The following is a 16,612-nucleotide window of genomic DNA, read 5'->3' on the forward strand; positions in this document are numbered from 1 at the left end:
TACAAGAGTCTAACAATTAAGCAAAATCAAACTCATCAGGGTTTGGACCGACTCGCAGCGACTCATTGAGCGCATTCAACTGATTCATGTCCTCCTGGCTGAGTTCAAAATCAAAGATATCTGCATTGCTTAGCATGCGCTCGGCATGCACAGATTTCACAGCCAGAAGAATTTCCTGCTGAACATCCCAGCGCAAAATCACTTGTGCAGCAGACTTATGGTGTTTCTCGGCAATTTCTGCAATCACGGGATGGCTCAAGAGCTGTCCCTGCATCAAAGGTGACCAGGCTTGAATCTTGATGTTATGCTTTTCGGCAAAAGCACGAAGTTCAGTTTGTGAAAGCTTCGGATGCAGTTCAACTTGGTTGAGCACTGGAATAACCCGGGCAAAGCTCAAAAGCTTTTCTAAATGATGAACTTCAAAATTGCTGACGCCGATTGCTTTGATTTTCCCGGCAAGATAAAGGTCTTCAAGTGCTTTCCATGATTCTTCATAGGCATCGTGACCAGGCCAGTGAATCAAATACAAGTCAAGGTAATCTAAACCAATGCGCGCCATTGTCTCCTCAAATGCTTTGATTGTTTCATCATAGCTGAGATGATTGTTCCAGACTTTCGATGTCACAAAAAGCTCTTCGCGGCTCAAGCCGGCAGCAGCCAGCCCTTCTTTAATCCCAATGCCGGTTCCGTCCTCATTGCCGTAGATAGCTGCTGTATCAACCAGGCGATAACCATGGATGATGCCGTTTTTCACAACCTCAGCCGTTTGAGCATCCGGAATTTGAAAAACACCCAGACCCATTCCAGGAATTTTCGTCCCATTGTTCAGTTCGATTCTATCTGTCAGTGAAGTAATCAAGAATTAATTCTCCTTTTTCGTCTTTATTTATTACAAAAATTATTATATAATATGCTTGTTCCTTTGTATAGTACCTACTTTTTTGTGCTGTACCCACTAAAAAGTATGCATTGCAAAATACTACAGACAGAAAGATTCAGAAATGGAAGAAAAAATTTATAATATCGGAGTTGAAGCAACAATGGATGTCATTGGCGGAAAATGGAAACCGATTATTTTATGTAATCTGAGACATGGAGCAGTCCGTCCAGGAGAATTGCAGAGAAAAATTCCCGGAATCAGTCAAAAAATGATGACACAGCAGCTGCGTGAACTCGAAGAATCTAACATTATAGAGCGTCAATCCTACAATCAAGTGCCCCCTAAAGTAGAATATTCGCTCAGCGAATACGGAGAAAGCCTCAGCGCTGTTTTGGACAGTCTTTGCCAGTGGGGCGAGAGACATGTGAAAACACTGAAAGAGCAAGGAAAAGAAGTTATTCTACTTACAGCTGAAAAATAAATAAAGAAATAGTTCGAATTTGGAAGAAAATCGCCTGAAAAATCTGATATAATTGTTATATGGAGACTCAGTTCAAAAGAAAGCTCTTCATCATCCTGCTTCTGGTTTTTAACGCAGGATTTGTTGACGGCTATGCGTTTTTTTATTTTGACCAGCGTTTTGCCGATATGATGACGGGAAATATGATTCAGGCGGGGATTTGCCTAGTGCAGTGGAATATTCCGCACGTCTGGAATTTTGTGATTCCGATTATCTTTTTTACACTGGGCGTCATGTTCAGAGAGACCTTTTCGCACTGGCTGCTGGTTCGGCGCAAGTTTGACACGCTTTATCTCATTCTGGTGCAGATGTGCGGGATTGCGGTGATTACAGTCTTGTACAATACGGTCTGGCATCATCTTTCAGTAAGCATTTTTGTGGGAATTCTGTCCTTTTTTATGGCAATCCAGGACACGACTTTCTCGCAGCTTGAAAATATGAATTTCGGCTCGGTTTTGTCGACTGCGAATCTGAAAAGATTTGCGACGAGTCTGACGCAGCTGATTATCACACGTGACAGGAAGCATTGGCGCAGTGTCTGGTTTTTCGGCTTGCTCATCTTAGTTTTATTTATCGGCGTCATTTTTTCAGGATTTTTGGGGCAAGTCTTCAAGAGCTGGACGCTTTTGGGCTCGGCCTTTCTCCTCTTGCTGGTCTACTTTGCATTGCGCACGGAATGAGAATGACACAAGAAGAATACAGGGAGGGTCGTCTTCCCATTACCAAGAAAATTCTAATCATTTTATAAGACGCTCGCACTTAGAATAAGGTATAATAATAGATATGACAATAATGGATGGAAAAGCTCTAGCTGCGAAAATTCAGACGGAGCTGAAAGAAAAGATTGCACAAATGCCTGTGCTTCCTGGTTTAATCACGATTTTAGTGGGGAAAGACCCTGCGAGTCAGATTTATGTGCGCGGAAAAGAGAGTGACGCAAAGAAAATCGGAATTCGCTCAAAGACGATAAAACTGCCTGAATCAACGAGCGAAGCTGAGCTGATGGCTGTCATTGACCAGTACAATCAGGATTCAGACTGGCACGGCATTATTGTCCAGCTGCCTTTGCCTGAACAGATTAACGCCGAGAGAGTCTTGATGAAGATTCTGCCTGAGAAAGACGTGGACGGTTTTCACCCGCTGAATATGGGCCTCCTCTGGGCCGGCAATCCGCTGATGATTCCGTCAACACCAGCAGGAATTATGGAATTGTTCAAGGAATATAACGTTAAACTTGACGGGAAACGTGTTGTCGTGGTCGGCCGCAGCAACATTGTCGGCAAGCCCATTGCGCAGCTCATGATGATGCAGCATGCGACGGTAACAATTGCCCATTCGCAGACGCAGGACTTGTCAGAATTGACGCGGCAGGCGGATGTTCTGGTCGTGGCAATCGGTTCTGACCGCTTTATCAAGGCGGCGGATGTCAAGCCTGGCGCAGTGGTAATTGACGTGGGCATGAACCGTGACTCTGAAGGCAAGCTGCACGGCGATGTGGATTTTGAGGAAGTGAAAGACATTGCCAGCCTGATTACACCAGTACCTGGCGGCGTTGGTTTAATGACGCGGACGATGCTAATGAAGCAGACGGTGGATGCAGCTCAGCGGAGTTATACCACAAAGTGAACATAATAAAATGACAGAATACCTTTCAATATCAACCCTGACCAAGTATCTGAAGGCCAAATTTGACAAGGACCCATACCTTGAGCGCGTTTTCGTGACAGGTGAAGTGTCCGGCTTCAGGCAGCGGCCGAGTCATCAGTATTTCAAGCTGAAAGACGAAAAAGCCGTGATTTCTGCGACCATGTGGGCGGGGAATTTTTCCAGGCTGAAATTCAAGCTTGAGGACGGCATGAAAGTCAACGCGGTCGGCCGAGTTGAGCTCTATGCGCCGGGCGGCAGCTATTCCATCATCATTGAAGAGCTGATTCCAGACGGCGTGGGCGAGCTGGCGGTCAAGTTCGAGCAGCTGAAGAAAAAGCTGACAGAGGAAGGCTTGTTTGACGCGCGTTTCAAGCAGCAGATTCCGGCCTTTTCACGAAAAGTTGGCGTGGTGACTTCGCCCTCAGGCGCGGTAATTCGCGATATCATCACGACCATCAACCGGCGCTTTCCAATGATGGAGATTCTGCTGTTCCCGACAAAAGTCCAGGGAGCAGGCAGTGCCGAGGAAATTGCGGCAAATATTGCCCGGGCAAATGCGCGTGAGGATTTAGACTTGCTGATTATAGGGCGCGGCGGCGGTTCAATTGAGGACCTCTGGTGTTTCAACGAAGAGATTGTCGTCCGGGCGATTTTTGACTCGAAACTGCCGATAATTAGTTCGGTTGGGCATGAAACAGACGTGACCCTGTCAGATTTCGCAGCCGATAGACGTGCAGCCACACCTACAGCGGCCGCAGAGCTGGCTACGCCGAATACAAAGTATGACCTTCTGTCCTGGACAAATGAGCAGCAGCAGAGGCTGTCACGGCGTCTGCAGAATTTAATCGCTCAGAAGCGGGAGCGCGTTGAAAAACTATCAAATTCGGTGATTTTCCGGCAGCCGGAGCGACTCTACGACGGGCACCGGCGAAATCTGGATGAATTGACGCGGCGCCTGACGAGCTTGACCGAGCGTCAGCTCACAAACAGCCAGCATCAGTTTGAAATCTATTCCCGGAGGCTGATTCCGGATTTCCAGAAGATTCTAGAGGCGAAGAAGAACCGTGCAGAGCGGGCAAGTCAAGGCTTATTGCTTCTTGATGTCAGTAAGATAAAAGCCCGAGGTTTCGCCATTGTCCGGGGAAAAGACGAGAGGATTTTGAAGTCGGTTAAGCAGCTTAAGCTCGGCGACAGCTTGAATATCGAGCTTGCAGACGGTCGGGTAAATGCGCAAGTGACAGAATAAAGAGGAAAATATGACTGCAAAAAAAGAAGACGTAAAATTTGAAGATGAACTTGCACAACTTGAAGAAATTGTGCATAAACTCGAGAACGGTGATGTGCCGCTGGAAGACGCAATCAAGGAATTTCAGAACGGCATGAAGCTGTCCGAAAGCTTGAAGAAGACGCTGGACGAGGCGGAGCAGGTGCTGGTCAAGTCAGTCGGCAAGAACGGCGAAGAGACTGACTTTGCCGCTGAATAAAAATCCGACTTTGGACGGAGATTTTTGAGCATTTGTTATGTTATGCTGTTTTAGAGCGAATTGAGGTGAAAAATGTTTCCTTTTGATATAAATAATATGGACCCGGAATTTCTGCAGAGCATGTCTGACCCGGCGATGCTGGCGAAGTTTCAGGAGCTGATGGCGCGGCTGCCTGGCATGAATCCTTTCGAGCAGGCGATGGCCGTGCAGCAGTTTGCCAGCGAGAATTTCACGCCCGAGCAGATGGCGCAGATGACAAACATGGCGATGAGCATCCCGGCAGAGCAGCGCGACATTATCGTCGACCAGACCAACCGCGTGCTCTATGTGGGCAAGCCGTCGGCGCATTTTCATATTGACGAAAACGGCCGCAATGCCGAGTTTGAGGTTTATACGCTGGCACATACGTCTGAGTCGGACGAGCCGATTTTTGTGGCCTTTGCAGACGTGCCCGACAAGGACTTCATCGCCGAGGTCGACACATTTTTGGGCCGGCAGGAGCTGGTAGTCTGGTCGGCAGCAGAAGAGGCGCAGGCATACGCAGCGCTGCATCAGAAGATTGTCGGCTAAATGAAAATCGTCGTCGCCATCGATTCTTTCAAGAATTCTGCCAGCAGTCTGGAGCTGGGTGAGGCGGCAAAAGCCGGTATTTTGGTGTGCCTGCCTGACACTGAAGTCAAAGTCTTTGAGATTGCTGACGGCGGTGAAGGCACAATCTCCGCCCTGCGGCAGACCTTGCAGGGCGAGATGATTTCTGTCGAGACGCTTGATTTGCTGCGTCGTCCCATTACAGCCCACTATTTACTAGCTGATGATACAGCAGTGATAGAATCGGCGCAGGTTGCGGGAATTGACAAAATCATCCCAGATTCTGTGACCGTGCAGAAAGCAACTAGTTTCGGCTTAGCCGCTGTGATTCGTGATGCCGCTGAACGCGGCGCTGCTGAGATTATTCTGACACTGGGCGGCAGCGGCACGTCGGACGGCGGGCTGGGCCTGCTTGCAGGACTCGGAGTTGAATTAGAAAATCTTTCCGGGACGTTTCCGAAGTTACCGAGACTAATCGGACTGGCCGATGTTGTGAATCCTTACGCAGGTTCAACGGGCTACGCCTATTTTTTTGGCGCACAAAAAGGCGCAACAGCCGAAATCATGGCCGCACAGGACAAACAGGCGCAGCAAGTAGTTGAGCAAGTGAAGCAGCAGTTAGGGCTTGATTTGCAGGCAATTCCAGGAAGCGGTGCAGCTGGCGGTCTAGGTGCCGCGGTTGCCATTCTCGGCGGGAAAATTGAACTCGGCTTTCCGAAAATAGCTGAGCTGCTGAAAATTGAAGATGAAATTGCAGATGCTGACCTTGTGCTTACAGGTGAGGGGCGGATGGACGCGCAGACTGCTTCTGGAAAAGTACCTTATGGAATGGCGCTTCTCGCCGCTAAACACAAGGTGCCGGTCATTGCACTCTGCGGCTCGCTGGCAGACGATTTAAGCCAGCTGGACGAAATCCTGACAGCGGCTTACTCGATTCAAACAGGCCCAATCAGCCTGGAAGAGGCCATGGATAAGACAACCACTTTAGACAATATGCGTCGTTTGTCAAAAAATATTGTAAAAACCTGGTTTCATTAACCGGTTTTTATTTAAAATATGTAACATTTCCAGAAAAAATACGTATTTATAAGTAAGGGAGGATTAAAGACTGTTTTTATAAATTTAGCAATGAAATGAGAAAGAAGAGAGAAAATATGCTAAAATAAAGGAGTGTTTGAAATGACAAAACTTGAGACAGCATTGCGTTCATTTTATCAGAAAACTGAGATTCCAGCTGAGCTGCGCGAGTCAGTTTTATATTCTGTCACGGCAGGCGGCAAGCGGATTCGGCCGATTTTGTTTCTGGAAATGCTGGAGGGATTCGGCATAGAGCTGACGGCGGCGCATTATCAGGCGGCAGCTGCGGTGGAGCTGATTCATACGGGCTCGCTGATTCATGATGATTTGCCTGCCATGGACAATGACGATTATCGGCGCGGTAAATTGACAAATCACAAGGTTTATGGCGATGCGCTGGCGATTCTGGCGGGTGATGCACTTTTTCTAGACCCTTATTATCTGCTTGCGACTTGCGATTTGCCTGCTGAGACAATTGTTGCGCTGGTGCGCGAATTGTCTGCGGCGTCTGGCTCACAGGGAATGGTGGCTGGTCAGGTTCTGGACATGGCTGGTGAGGGGAAAACCTTGTCATTGGATGAGATTGAACATCTTCACAGCTTGAAAACCGGGCGCATGCTGACTTTCCCATTTGCAGCAGCCGGAATCATAGCTGGACAAGTGAATGTGGAAGTTTTGCGGCATATTGGAGAGAAGCTGGGTTTGGCTTTTCAGATTCGGGACGATATTCTCGATGTGACAGGCACGCTGGAAGAAATTGGCAAGACGCCCGGCAAGGATGTTCTGGAAGAAAAGTCAACTTATGTGGCTCTGCTTGGGCTTGACGGCGCGAAGACTGAACTGGCCTCAAACTTGGCCGAAGTCAGAACTGAGCTGCTGAATCTGCCGAATTTTGACTCCTCTGGGATTCTGAGTATCGTAGAAAGTTTGTCATTATGAAAGAAAGAATCGACGTTTTAGCTGTCAATCAGGGACTATTTGAGACACGTGAGCAGGCAAAGCGCGGCGTCATGGCTGGTTTAGTCGTTGATGCCAAGTCCGGCGAGCGTTTTGACAAGCCAGGCGTAAAAATTGATGCGTCAACAGAGCTTCGCTTAAAAGGTGAAAAGCTTAAATACGTGTCTCGCGGTGGTTTGAAGCTCGAAAAGGCACTGGTAGAATTTGGAATTTCTGTCAAAGGAAAGAACTGTCTTGATATTGGCGCTTCAACAGGCGGCTTTACTGATGTTATGCTACAGGCAGGCGCTGAACATGTTTACGCTTTGGATGTCGGGACTAATCAGCTGGCCTGGAAGATTCGCAGCGATGCGCGTGTGACTGTGATGGAGCAGTTCAATTTCCGCAATGCCCGCTTGTCTGATTTTACAGAAGGACAACCGGAATTTGCCAGTATTGATGTGAGCTTTATTTCACTGGATTTGATTCTTCCGCCGCTGTATCAGATTCTTCCTGAGCAGGGGCAAGTTGCTGCTTTGATAAAACCGCAGTTTGAGGCTGGACGTGAGCAGGTCGGGAAAAACGGAATTATCAAAGATACGAGGGTTCATCTTCAAGTAATCGAAAAAGTTTTCGCGACAGCAGGAAATATTGGCTTCAGCCTAAAAAATCTGACTTTTTCACCCATAAAGGGCGGAGCTGGAAATGTAGAATTTCTGGTTCATTTAATAAAAGAAAAAACAATGCAATCTGCTGCGATTAACATTGATGCAGTAATTGAGCAGGAAAAGGAGCAACTCAAATGAAAAAAGCCGATCGATTGGCCTTATTGCAAAACCTGATTTCCAACATTGAGATTGAACGGCAGGATGATTTGGTGCAGCTTTTGAAAGAACGCGGTTTGAACACGACTCAGGCCACAATTTCGCGTGACATCAAAGAGCTTGGCATGGTCAAGGTTGCAACGGGTCATGATACTTATCGCTACATTAGTTCCAGCGAAAAGCGCGGCCGTGAGAGTCTGACGGAAAAGTTTGTTAATTCTGTGATGAGACAGGGCAACATGATTCGGGTCGACGTCTTGCCTGGTACGACTGCCGGCATCAAGAACGACTTCCGTGTACGTTTTTCAGAATGGACTTTTGCCATCATCAACGACGATGATACGATTCTGATTGTGGCGAAAAACTCGGCAGATGCGGAGACCATATACAAGGAGCTCAAAAAGGATTAATGCTGCAGGAACTTTCCATTAAAAATTTTGCGATTATCGAGGAAGTCTCGCTCAGCTTTGATATGGGCATGACCATTTTAACGGGCGAGACAGGTGCGGGTAAATCAATTATTATTGACGCGATGAACTTGCTCTTGGGCGAGCGGGCGTCTAGTGATTTCGTGCGCCACGGTGCAGACAAGGCGGAAATTGAAGCGCTGTTTTTTGTCAGTGCTAGTTCGGCCTTAGACGCTAAAATGACAGAGCTTGGGCTGACGCCGTCTTCCGAGCTGATTTTGCGGCGTGAAATTTTTGCCAATGGGCGCTCTAGCTGCCGAGTCAATGGCCAAATGGTGAATTTGACCAGTTTACGTGAGATTTCCGAGTTTCTGATTGATATCCATGGGCAGCATGACAATCAGGAACTGATGAATGCTCGTCATCATCTGGCGATGCTGGATGAATTCGGCGATGGAGAATTTCTGAAACTGAAAGCTGATTATCAGCGTGACTTTGAAGACTATCGCCTGGCACGTTCTCTGCTGACTGAGCGGCAGGAGAACGAGAAAAAGTTCGCAGAGCGGATTTCAATGCTGCAGTTTCAGATTGAAGAAATTGAGTCAGCAGGTATTGACCTGGAAAGAGACGAATCACTTCAGCAGCAGCGTGACAAACTCAACAATGTGAAATTTATTGCTGAAAATCTGAATGTCGCTTATCAGCTGCTTGACGGTGAAGATGAAGAAGAGGGCTCAGGCCTGTCACTGCTTCAGGCTGTGCTGGGGCGGATAGATGAGGTCAGTGAATTTGATGAGGCTTATCAGACTTTATCTGAGAAGGTTCTGGAAGCTTCTTCGCTGCTGGAGGATGTGGCGGCCAGCCTGGACAATACGCTGGCTGACCTGGAGTTCAATCCGGCAGAATTAACGCAGCTGGAAGAGCGGATTTTTACATTGACCGCACTGAAGCGCAAATATGGCCCTGAGTTATCAGACGTGCTGGACTTTTTGGACAATTCTCAACGTGAACTGTCCAGTTTAACAGGTGAAACCTCAGACCTGCTCAGCCTGGAAAAAGGTGTCAAGGAGAAACAAACGGCGCTTGTCGCAGCCGCTGCAGAGCTGAACACTGCGCGGCACAAGATTGCCAAATCCCTAGAAGCCGATATCAAGCAGGAATTGGCTGATTTATATATGGAAAAGGCCGATTTTACGGTCAAATTCAGCCCTGCGAAGTTTTCCTCGCGAGGGAATGAAACGGTTGAGTTTTATATTCAGACCAATCCGGGCGAGGGCTTCAAGCCGCTGGCAAAAACAGCTTCCGGCGGTGAATTGTCCCGTCTGATGCTGGCCATCAAATCGAGCTTTGCCCGCCGTGAAAATAAGACCTCCATCGTCTTTGACGAAGTGGATACAGGCGTGTCGGGCCGTGTGGCTCAGGCCATTGCCCAGAAGATTTATAAGATTTCACAGTCGGGACAGGTTCTGGCCATCTCGCATCTACCGCAGGTCGTGGCAATTGCGGATACACAGTTTTATATCGAGAAGTCTTCCAGCGACGATGTGACGACCTCAACCGTGCGCAAGCTGAATCCGGATGAGCGCGTTGAGGAAATCGCGAAAATGCTGGCAGGTGATGATTTGACGCCTGAAGCGCTGGCGCAGGCCAAGAAATTACTGAAAAAATGAAAGGATGTGTTCGATTCTGGAAACAGCGGACACAGTGGATTGAATGATAAAAGCATATAAAGATTTTTGGAAACTGGCGCTGAAGCCGAACGGAAGAAGTAGTCGCAGTGATTACTGGTGGACTTTTTTGATTAACACAATTATTCGTGCGATTATCACTCTCTTCAGTACTGTCATTATTATTGGCGAAACGATGAAACTGCTGCCGGATATAACTACAACAACTAATCCGAACGATATTCAGCAGCTTACAGAGAAATTAATGAACAATATGCCGCTGTCAGTTATAATTCTTCAGATTGTTGGAACAGTTTTTAGTCTGCTGATTATGGTGCCGGTGACGACTTTGACCGCGCGGCGTTTGCGTGATGCCGGCTATTCTCCAGCTTTAGCTTATCCGCTGCCGGCCATTTATCTGGCAAATGCCATTGCACAGTTTGTATCTGTCCCTATTTTGAGCAGTATCACACTTTTTGCAGGCGTCTATGCCTTAATCCTGCTGATTTTCTGCGCAAAAAAAGCTCCTGATTCGGAGCAGGAAGGAAGACTTTGATGACAAAAATTAATCAATACGGCAAAATCAGCTTCGGCCGTGCAATCAAAGACTTTTTCACCGGCTACTTTAATTTCACTGGACGAACAACTCGTGCCGGCTTCTGGTTTGCCTGCCTCTTTCTAGCCATCCTCTTCGTCCCGGTATTCATGCTGTTCGGCGCAACACAGCTGGTCCTGCAGGCCATTCCGAGCCTAAGCTTTAACCCGACCCTTTTCAATCCATTTCTTTATCTGGGCATCATCATGGGCATCGGCGTGATTTTCCCGGTATTCGCGCTCTTGTCGCGCCGCATGCGTGATACGGGCATGAAAGGCTATTCTATTTTCCTTTTCCTGGTCCTATTTTTAGCAGTAAAATTCAGCGGCTTTATTTTCCAGCTTCAGGCCGATGCTGCGCTTGGTTTCAGCGCCTTCATCCTGACATTTTTCTTCCTGGTCGCCTTCCTCGTCTTCAGCCTGCTCCCGACGAATTATTTCGGAGATACGCTTGACAGCGAAAAGCCTGAAACTGACCTGAAAGGCTGGTCAGTCGACAAGCAGGGAAATGTTTTGAAGCCGTAAAAAATAAAAGGCTTTGGAGATGCTCACTAACAGGTGACATTTCCAAGCCTTTTTCCATTTATTTTAACAATTCCTGCGCCAGCACAACATCCGAAGGATAAGGCGCCCACTTGCCGCACACCTTCTGGAAAGCCTCTGTGCCTTTAGCCAGCAGAACGATGACATCTCCAGGCTGAGCTGACGCATAGGCCGCCCGAATCGCCGCCTCGCGGTCCTCGATTATCTCATACCTCGTATTCTCAGGCAGAAAAGAGGCAATTTCCTCAGAAATCTCACGCACGCTCTCAAACTGCGGGTCCTCAGCGGTGATGTAAATATAATCAGCATACTGACTCACCACGTCCGCAAAATCCTTCCGGCGCTGATAAGCCTTTTCACCAGGCGCACCGCCGACAGCGATGATTTTATTGTCCGGATAATCCTGGCGAATCGATTTGAACAGCGCACTGAAACTCATGAAATTATGGGCATAATCAACCACAAAAGTAATGCCGTCTTTCTCCATGATATTCATGCGGCCGGGAATCACAGTCTTCAGAAGCCCAGAGCGAATCGCCACATCCGGAATATTCAGGAGCTTGGCCTGAGCCACGGCCGCTGTGGCATTTTCGACATTGAACAGACCGACTGTGCGGATGGCAAAATCCTCCGAATAACCAGTTCTGCCAGATTTGACCGTGAAAGTCTGTAAAGCACCGTCTTTGCCGAGGTTACAGTAATAGTAGTCAACTTCATCTCTGAAATTTTCCGCACCGTAAAGAGAGATGGCAGGCTGTAGCTCAGAGGAAGCCGCAGTTTTCAGAACGCGCTCGAAGTGGTCCGTGCCGCGGTTAATCAAGACTTCGCGCGAATGCAGCATCAGCTGCAGCTTACAGCTGATATAATCCTCAAAATCAGGGTGCTCAGCCGGGCTGATATGATCCTCGGCGATGTTCAGCCAAATCCCGTGGTCGAAGGTAATCCCGCGCACACGGCCGACTTTGTAGGCCTGCGAAGTCACCTCCATCGTGAAGTAAGGAAGCTGGACCTCGCGGGCCTCATCCAGAAAGTTCTGCAAGTCAATAGGCTCGGGCGTCGTATTGTGCGAGCCGACATGCGAAATCCCCGTAATCGTTTCCTCCGTCCCCATCAGGCCAGTCTCAGTCCCGCTCGCAGCGTCCAGTATATTTTTCAGAAAATAAGCAACAGTAGTTTTTCCTTTTGTCCCCGTGATGCCAATTAAATCCAGGTCATCCGCCGGATTCTCAAAGAAAATCGGCGCCAGAATTGAAATCGCCAGCCGAATATCGCTAACAAGAATATAATCCGCGTCAAGCGCATATTTCTGCTCAGCAACATAAGCAGAAGCGCCGGCGGCCAGCGCCTGAACCAGATATTCCTCTTTGAAATGAACCCCTTTAACAAAGAAAAGCGTGTCCGCCGTGACTTCAGAAGAGTTATACGAAATATTCCTGACCTCTGCCTCAGGATTTTCAATCCGACTTTCTGAAAGTAAATCATTTTTTTTCAGAATTTGCAGAATCTTTTTGTAAGAAAGTGAATGTGTCATGGCTAAATTATATCACATTTTAGTGTCAACAAGCTCTGGTTCCAGTCATTGTCTTATTGAAAAATCCTGCTTGTCGGCTGAATTTTTTCGTTTACAAACCAATCTCGAAGAAGGATGGTTTAAAAGCCAAAGCTCATAGCATCTAGCCGTGCGTTTTCGCCGATATATTGGGCATACTCCTCACCCAAAAATTTCTTGAAATACTCCTCATCACTCGTGAGTTTGAGCTGGAACTTCTTCAGATAGTGGATGATTGCAGCATCTGCTTGTGCCACAAAAGTTGGCATATCAAACTCATATTTGTAATACCTGTCTTCATTTTCAACATAGTAGGAGATTTCTCCATACCCGCTTGGATTTAAGCCAATATAGAACCGCTGTGTTGTTGTCTCGTCAAGATGAAAACTGTGTCGTGAAATATAGTCGCTATATAGCTCAACCAACTCAAAAGCACTTTCAGGTATTTCTGTGCTTTCGTCATCTAAATTTCCAAAATCGATACTATCCATCAATAAATCATCGCTTTCTTTGATAGAGTTAACATATCGGAATGGATACTTTTCAATCAGCAAATTCTTTTTTTTCTCAATAAAGTTTAAAATCCACCTATGCATTTCCCATTCACATTCTAAAAGAATTTTATCACCATATTGAAGAGTCAACTCCCCCCATAAATCGTACAAAGAACCCTTACGCTCTTCTTGACAAGGTGTCTTTGTTTTTTTAAATCTCATTGTTAAAGTGTCCATTTCATTCACACTATTTAACCTTTCCCTTTATTAACTTTCCGTACTCAGCTTTATTAATCTTTCCTTCACTCAGCCATTGCTTTAAAACATTACCTGCTTTCTTATCAACGACCATTTCATTTCCAGAGATTTCGTACCCATGCCACGTTGGATTGTTTCCTGCGTCATCGCATTGAAATTCATAGACTTTCCCATCTTTGTATCCATATTTTTGTCCACCGGATTGTACAGCCTCATCTAAGACTTTTTGGGCTTCTTCATCGCTCAATTTCATCTTAGAGCCGTAACTCTTAACTCCTACATGCTTGGTATGTGGGGAATAGGTAGCTTTTTCACTTACTTCTTTTGCTCTGGCTTCGACATTTTTCGCGAAGCTGTACTGCCCACTGCCCACGGGAACGTTGATTTTGCTCAGTGCACTTCCGACAGTTGCACTGCCGGCGATAACAGCAGCTGTACCAACCCCCTCCATAGATACTGCACCAGAAAGCAGCGGAACACCGACTAAATCTAACAGGGCACCGCCAATCATGGAAGCTCCGCCTGCAAACAGCTGACCAAAACTTTCTTTGGAACGCTCCCAGTTCTCAGCGTCGTATTCTTTGTTCGCGCGGTCGGTTAAAGCTTCATCGTAAATGCCGTTTTTCAGGACGATGACGCCCTGCTGGAAAGGCCCAATCTGCAGAATGTTGCCGTCTTTGCTAAAAATCCTGTTTTTCAGCAGAATTTGTTATTGAGGCTGCATACTAAAATCCGAAGGCTTTCAATTCTTCCTGTCTCTTTTTCCATTTTTTGAAAGCTTCAACATCCTCAGGTGCAATTACATCCCTGCTTTCTTGTGCTACTTTGTAGGCTCTGAGTTCTTCAAGCTCAGATTTCATCTTTTCGTTTTCTTTTTGCAACTTTTCTATCTCCAAGTTTAGAAAATATTCAGCTCTATTCCTTTCTTCCTCCCCGTTTTCCCAGTCTGCGGGACGTTCCCGAGTTGCCACCATTGTTTTGATTTCCTTAAAACTAATATCATCAGCTTCGTCATAGGTTAGACTCAAAATATCATGATGACGCTTTTCAAATTCCTCAACAGTAATCCATGTTTTCTTGTCGTCTTCGCTGATTAATCCACCAACCATTCTCATACGTTCCACAATAAGAATAAAAAGTGCGCGTTTATCAGAGGTCAAAATATCAACATGGCTGGTTATAAATTGAAGTTCATCAAAATCATCAATTTTAGTTACAGAAGAAGCAATCCATTCCCTATCTAATTCAACATCAACATCTTTCCAACGGTCGCCATTGAGCCATCTATCAAGACTATTACTAAAAGTAAAATCCTCGTTATCCCAATCATGTGAAAATTCTATTACTCTTCCATCTTTTTTCTTGAACCACATTTTTTCAACAATTTCATTGTAATCAGGAAAATCTTTCTTATACTTAATCTGTCCATAAATAATCATTATCTACCCCCCTCATTTTAATCTATCCATTGCCTTGCGAATACCTTTTACAAGCTGCTCCATTGAATTTTTATTGAATTTCACACCCTGATTATTTTCTTCAATTTGTTCTATAATGCTTTTGTCATCGTCCGTGATTTTCTCGGGTCTTATCCGTATATCTTTCGAGCTTTTCCCTTTACCTGATTGAACTTGGATCTTGTCCCCATCAGGTTCAACATCAACACGAAACTTGGACGATTTTCCTCTGACCTTTCCTTCCACATTTTTCACTGTTGTCTCACTTGTCTTGCCTATGTTTTGACGCCGTTCTTCATACCCTTTCGCAAAGCTGTACTGCACACTCCCTACGGGGACGTTCATCTTGCTCAGTGCACTACCGACAGTTGCACTGCCGGCGATAACAGCAGCTGTACCAACCCCCTCCATAGATACTGCACCAGAAAGCAGCGGAACACCGACTAAATCTAACAGGGCACCGCCAATCATGGAAGCTCCGCCTACAAACAGCTGTGCAAAACTTTCTCTGGCACGCTCCCAGCTTTCAGCGTCGTATTCTTTGTTCGCGCGGTCAGTCAAAGCTTCATCGTAAATGTCGTTTTTCAGGACGATGACACCCTGCTGGAAAGGCCCAATCTGCAGAATGTTGCCGTCTTTGCTAAAAATCCTGCTTTTCAGCAGAATTTGTTATTGAGGCTGCATACTAAAATCCGAAGGCTTTCAATTCTTCCTGTCTCTTTTTCCATTTTTTGAAAGCTTCAACATCCTCAGGTGCAATTGCTTCCCTATTCTCTTGTGTTTTTTTGTAGGTACGGAGTTCCTCAAGTTCAGCTTTTAAAGCCTCAACATCTTCATAGAAAGAACTCCCATCAGCCACAAAATCTTCAGTTGCAATCTCTTCGTTATCATATGGTGACTCTTTGATTTCAAAGTGGTTATCCACTTCTATCGAAAGATTTTTTGTTGGGATATTAAACTCCCAATTATGCGCATAATCGTCTCGTGAATAACTTATATCGCAAAAAATTCTGAGTCGATATTCATTACTTAGCAGAAGTTCTAAGTCATTAAGAGGAGACAATTTTACATCTACTACTTCACCTCCGATAAGCAGCGGAACTTTTTCACCAATAAAACCATTTTGGCTATCGTTGTATCCTGACGGAGCAATAGTATCAGCTGATGTCACAATAACTTCTCCACCTTGCTCTATCCTCCATGTACACCATATAAAGAAATATGAATCATCAGAAAAATCTACTTCCATGACTGAGCCTGCGCCACCACCGGCGCAACTCTTCACCACCTTTTGCCCTATCAGTTTTTGCAGTTTATTTTCCATTTACTATATCCCTCGCAATTTCTTCAATTTCATGATAGCCCATTCCTTGGCCTGTTATTTCCTCATGAAGTGTTCTTTGTTGAGCTTTATTCAATTTGTATTTTTTTATAATGTCATTGAACTGTTTATTTTGAGATTGATTATTCCCGGGAGTTTTTCCTTTGCGCGGTCCCATTCTCTTAACACTTTTGGAATAATCTTCATAACTCTTCGCAAAGCTGTACTGTAAGCTCCCTACGGGAACGTTGATTTTGCTCAGTGCACTACCGACAGTTGCACTGCCGGCGATAACAGCAGCTGTACCAACCCCCTCCATAGATACTGCACCAGAAAGCAGCGGAACACCGACTGCTGCACCTGCAC

At 46.1% G+C, this 16,612-nt stretch carries 21 protein-coding genes; 13 read left to right on the forward strand and 8 right to left on the reverse strand.

Annotation, left to right across the window (positions count from 1 at the left end):
* Positions 1 to 16: 16 nt before the first annotated feature.
* On the reverse strand, positions 17 to 859 hold the full coding sequence (locus tag ACYQ2E_RS09155) for an aldo/keto reductase (protein WP_460017762.1): 843 nt from the start codon (positions 857 to 859) through the stop codon (positions 17 to 19).
* A gap of 142 nt (positions 860 to 1,001) precedes the next feature.
* Here ACYQ2E_RS09155 and ACYQ2E_RS09160 point away from each other — a divergent pair, with 142 nt between their 5' ends.
* The 13 genes from ACYQ2E_RS09160 to ACYQ2E_RS09220 all read left to right on the forward strand — a co-directional run bounded on the left by ACYQ2E_RS09160 (position 1,002) and on the right by ACYQ2E_RS09220 (position 11,149).
* Positions 1,002 to 1,361, forward strand: a complete 360-nt coding sequence (locus ACYQ2E_RS09160; RefSeq protein ID WP_460017763.1) for a winged helix-turn-helix transcriptional regulator — start codon at positions 1,002 to 1,004, stop codon at positions 1,359 to 1,361.
* Between the two features lie 59 nt (positions 1,362 to 1,420).
* Positions 1,421 to 2,080, forward strand: coding sequence for a YoaK family protein (locus ACYQ2E_RS09165; RefSeq protein ID WP_460017764.1), 660 nt, complete (start codon positions 1,421 to 1,423; stop codon positions 2,078 to 2,080).
* A gap of 103 nt (positions 2,081 to 2,183) precedes the next feature.
* Positions 2,184 to 3,026 (forward strand): bifunctional methylenetetrahydrofolate dehydrogenase/methenyltetrahydrofolate cyclohydrolase, encoded by an 843-nt coding sequence (locus tag ACYQ2E_RS09170; protein ID WP_460017765.1) that lies wholly within the window; start codon positions 2,184 to 2,186, stop codon positions 3,024 to 3,026.
* Positions 3,027 to 3,036: 10 nt separating this feature from the next.
* A complete protein-coding gene (gene xseA, locus ACYQ2E_RS09175) occupies positions 3,037 to 4,293 on the forward strand; it encodes an exodeoxyribonuclease VII large subunit (RefSeq protein WP_460017766.1) in 1,257 nt (418 codons plus the stop codon).
* A 10-nt stretch (positions 4,294 to 4,303) separates the two neighbouring features.
* Positions 4,304 to 4,531 (forward strand): exodeoxyribonuclease VII small subunit, encoded by a 228-nt coding sequence (locus ACYQ2E_RS09180; protein WP_460017767.1) that lies wholly within the window; start codon positions 4,304 to 4,306, stop codon positions 4,529 to 4,531.
* Between the two features lie 72 nt (positions 4,532 to 4,603).
* Complete coding sequence (locus ACYQ2E_RS09185; protein WP_460017768.1) at positions 4,604 to 5,101, forward strand: hypothetical protein; 498 nt, start codon at positions 4,604 to 4,606, stop codon at positions 5,099 to 5,101.
* Positions 5,102 to 6,157 (forward strand): glycerate kinase family protein, encoded by a 1,056-nt coding sequence (locus ACYQ2E_RS09190; protein ID WP_460017769.1) that lies wholly within the window; start codon positions 5,102 to 5,104, stop codon positions 6,155 to 6,157. It begins immediately after the preceding gene.
* A 141-nt stretch (positions 6,158 to 6,298) separates the two neighbouring features.
* Entirely contained in the window at positions 6,299 to 7,135 is an 837-nt protein-coding gene (locus ACYQ2E_RS09195; RefSeq protein WP_460017770.1) for a polyprenyl synthetase family protein, read from the forward strand.
* Positions 7,132 to 7,938 (forward strand): TlyA family RNA methyltransferase, encoded by an 807-nt coding sequence (locus ACYQ2E_RS09200; protein ID WP_460017771.1) that lies wholly within the window; start codon positions 7,132 to 7,134, stop codon positions 7,936 to 7,938. Before ACYQ2E_RS09195 ends, ACYQ2E_RS09200 begins: the two co-directional genes overlap by 4 nt.
* Positions 7,935 to 8,366: an arginine repressor gene (locus ACYQ2E_RS09205; protein WP_460017772.1), complete on the forward strand. Its 432-nt coding sequence runs from the start codon at positions 7,935 to 7,937 to the stop codon at positions 8,364 to 8,366. Before ACYQ2E_RS09200 ends, ACYQ2E_RS09205 begins: the two co-directional genes overlap by 4 nt.
* Positions 8,366 to 10,033: a DNA repair protein RecN gene (recN, locus tag ACYQ2E_RS09210; protein ID WP_460017773.1), complete on the forward strand. Its 1,668-nt coding sequence runs from the start codon at positions 8,366 to 8,368 to the stop codon at positions 10,031 to 10,033. Before ACYQ2E_RS09205 ends, recN begins: the two co-directional genes overlap by 1 nt.
* A 43-nt stretch (positions 10,034 to 10,076) precedes the next feature.
* Complete coding sequence (locus tag ACYQ2E_RS09215) at positions 10,077 to 10,586, forward strand: DUF805 domain-containing protein (RefSeq protein WP_460017774.1); 510 nt, start codon at positions 10,077 to 10,079, stop codon at positions 10,584 to 10,586.
* Positions 10,586 to 11,149, forward strand: a complete 564-nt coding sequence (locus ACYQ2E_RS09220; protein WP_460017775.1) for a DUF805 domain-containing protein — start codon at positions 10,586 to 10,588, stop codon at positions 11,147 to 11,149. Before ACYQ2E_RS09215 ends, ACYQ2E_RS09220 begins: the two co-directional genes overlap by 1 nt.
* 58 nt (positions 11,150 to 11,207) lie before the next feature.
* Here the strand turns inward: ACYQ2E_RS09220 and murE are convergent, their stop codons facing one another.
* The 7 genes from murE to ACYQ2E_RS09255 form a co-directional block, all read right to left on the reverse strand.
* Positions 11,208 to 12,698 (reverse strand): UDP-N-acetylmuramyl-tripeptide synthetase, encoded by a 1,491-nt coding sequence (gene murE / locus ACYQ2E_RS09225; RefSeq protein WP_460017776.1) that lies wholly within the window; start codon positions 12,696 to 12,698, stop codon positions 11,208 to 11,210.
* Between the two features lie 119 nt (positions 12,699 to 12,817).
* A complete protein-coding gene (locus ACYQ2E_RS09230; RefSeq protein WP_460017777.1) occupies positions 12,818 to 13,432 on the reverse strand; it encodes a hypothetical protein in 615 nt (204 codons plus the stop codon).
* Between the two features lie 25 nt (positions 13,433 to 13,457).
* On the reverse strand, positions 13,458 to 13,979 hold the full coding sequence (locus ACYQ2E_RS09235) for a hypothetical protein (RefSeq protein ID WP_460017778.1): 522 nt from the start codon (positions 13,977 to 13,979) through the stop codon (positions 13,458 to 13,460).
* Positions 13,980 to 14,193: 214 nt separating this feature from the next.
* Entirely contained in the window at positions 14,194 to 14,907 is a 714-nt protein-coding gene (locus ACYQ2E_RS09240; protein ID WP_460017779.1) for a hypothetical protein, read from the reverse strand.
* 12 nt (positions 14,908 to 14,919) lie between these two features.
* Positions 14,920 to 15,396, reverse strand: coding sequence for a hypothetical protein (locus ACYQ2E_RS09245; protein ID WP_460017780.1), 477 nt, complete (start codon positions 15,394 to 15,396; stop codon positions 14,920 to 14,922).
* 214 nt (positions 15,397 to 15,610) lie between these two features.
* Positions 15,611 to 16,249, reverse strand: a complete 639-nt coding sequence (locus ACYQ2E_RS09250) for a hypothetical protein (RefSeq protein WP_460017781.1) — start codon at positions 16,247 to 16,249, stop codon at positions 15,611 to 15,613.
* Positions 16,239 to 16,612 (reverse strand): hypothetical protein (locus ACYQ2E_RS09255; protein ID WP_460017782.1); only part of this gene is annotated, 374 nt, incomplete at its 5' end. The genes ACYQ2E_RS09250 and ACYQ2E_RS09255, both read right to left, overlap by 11 nt.

It is taken from the genome of Lactovum odontotermitis (assembly GCF_054658595.1).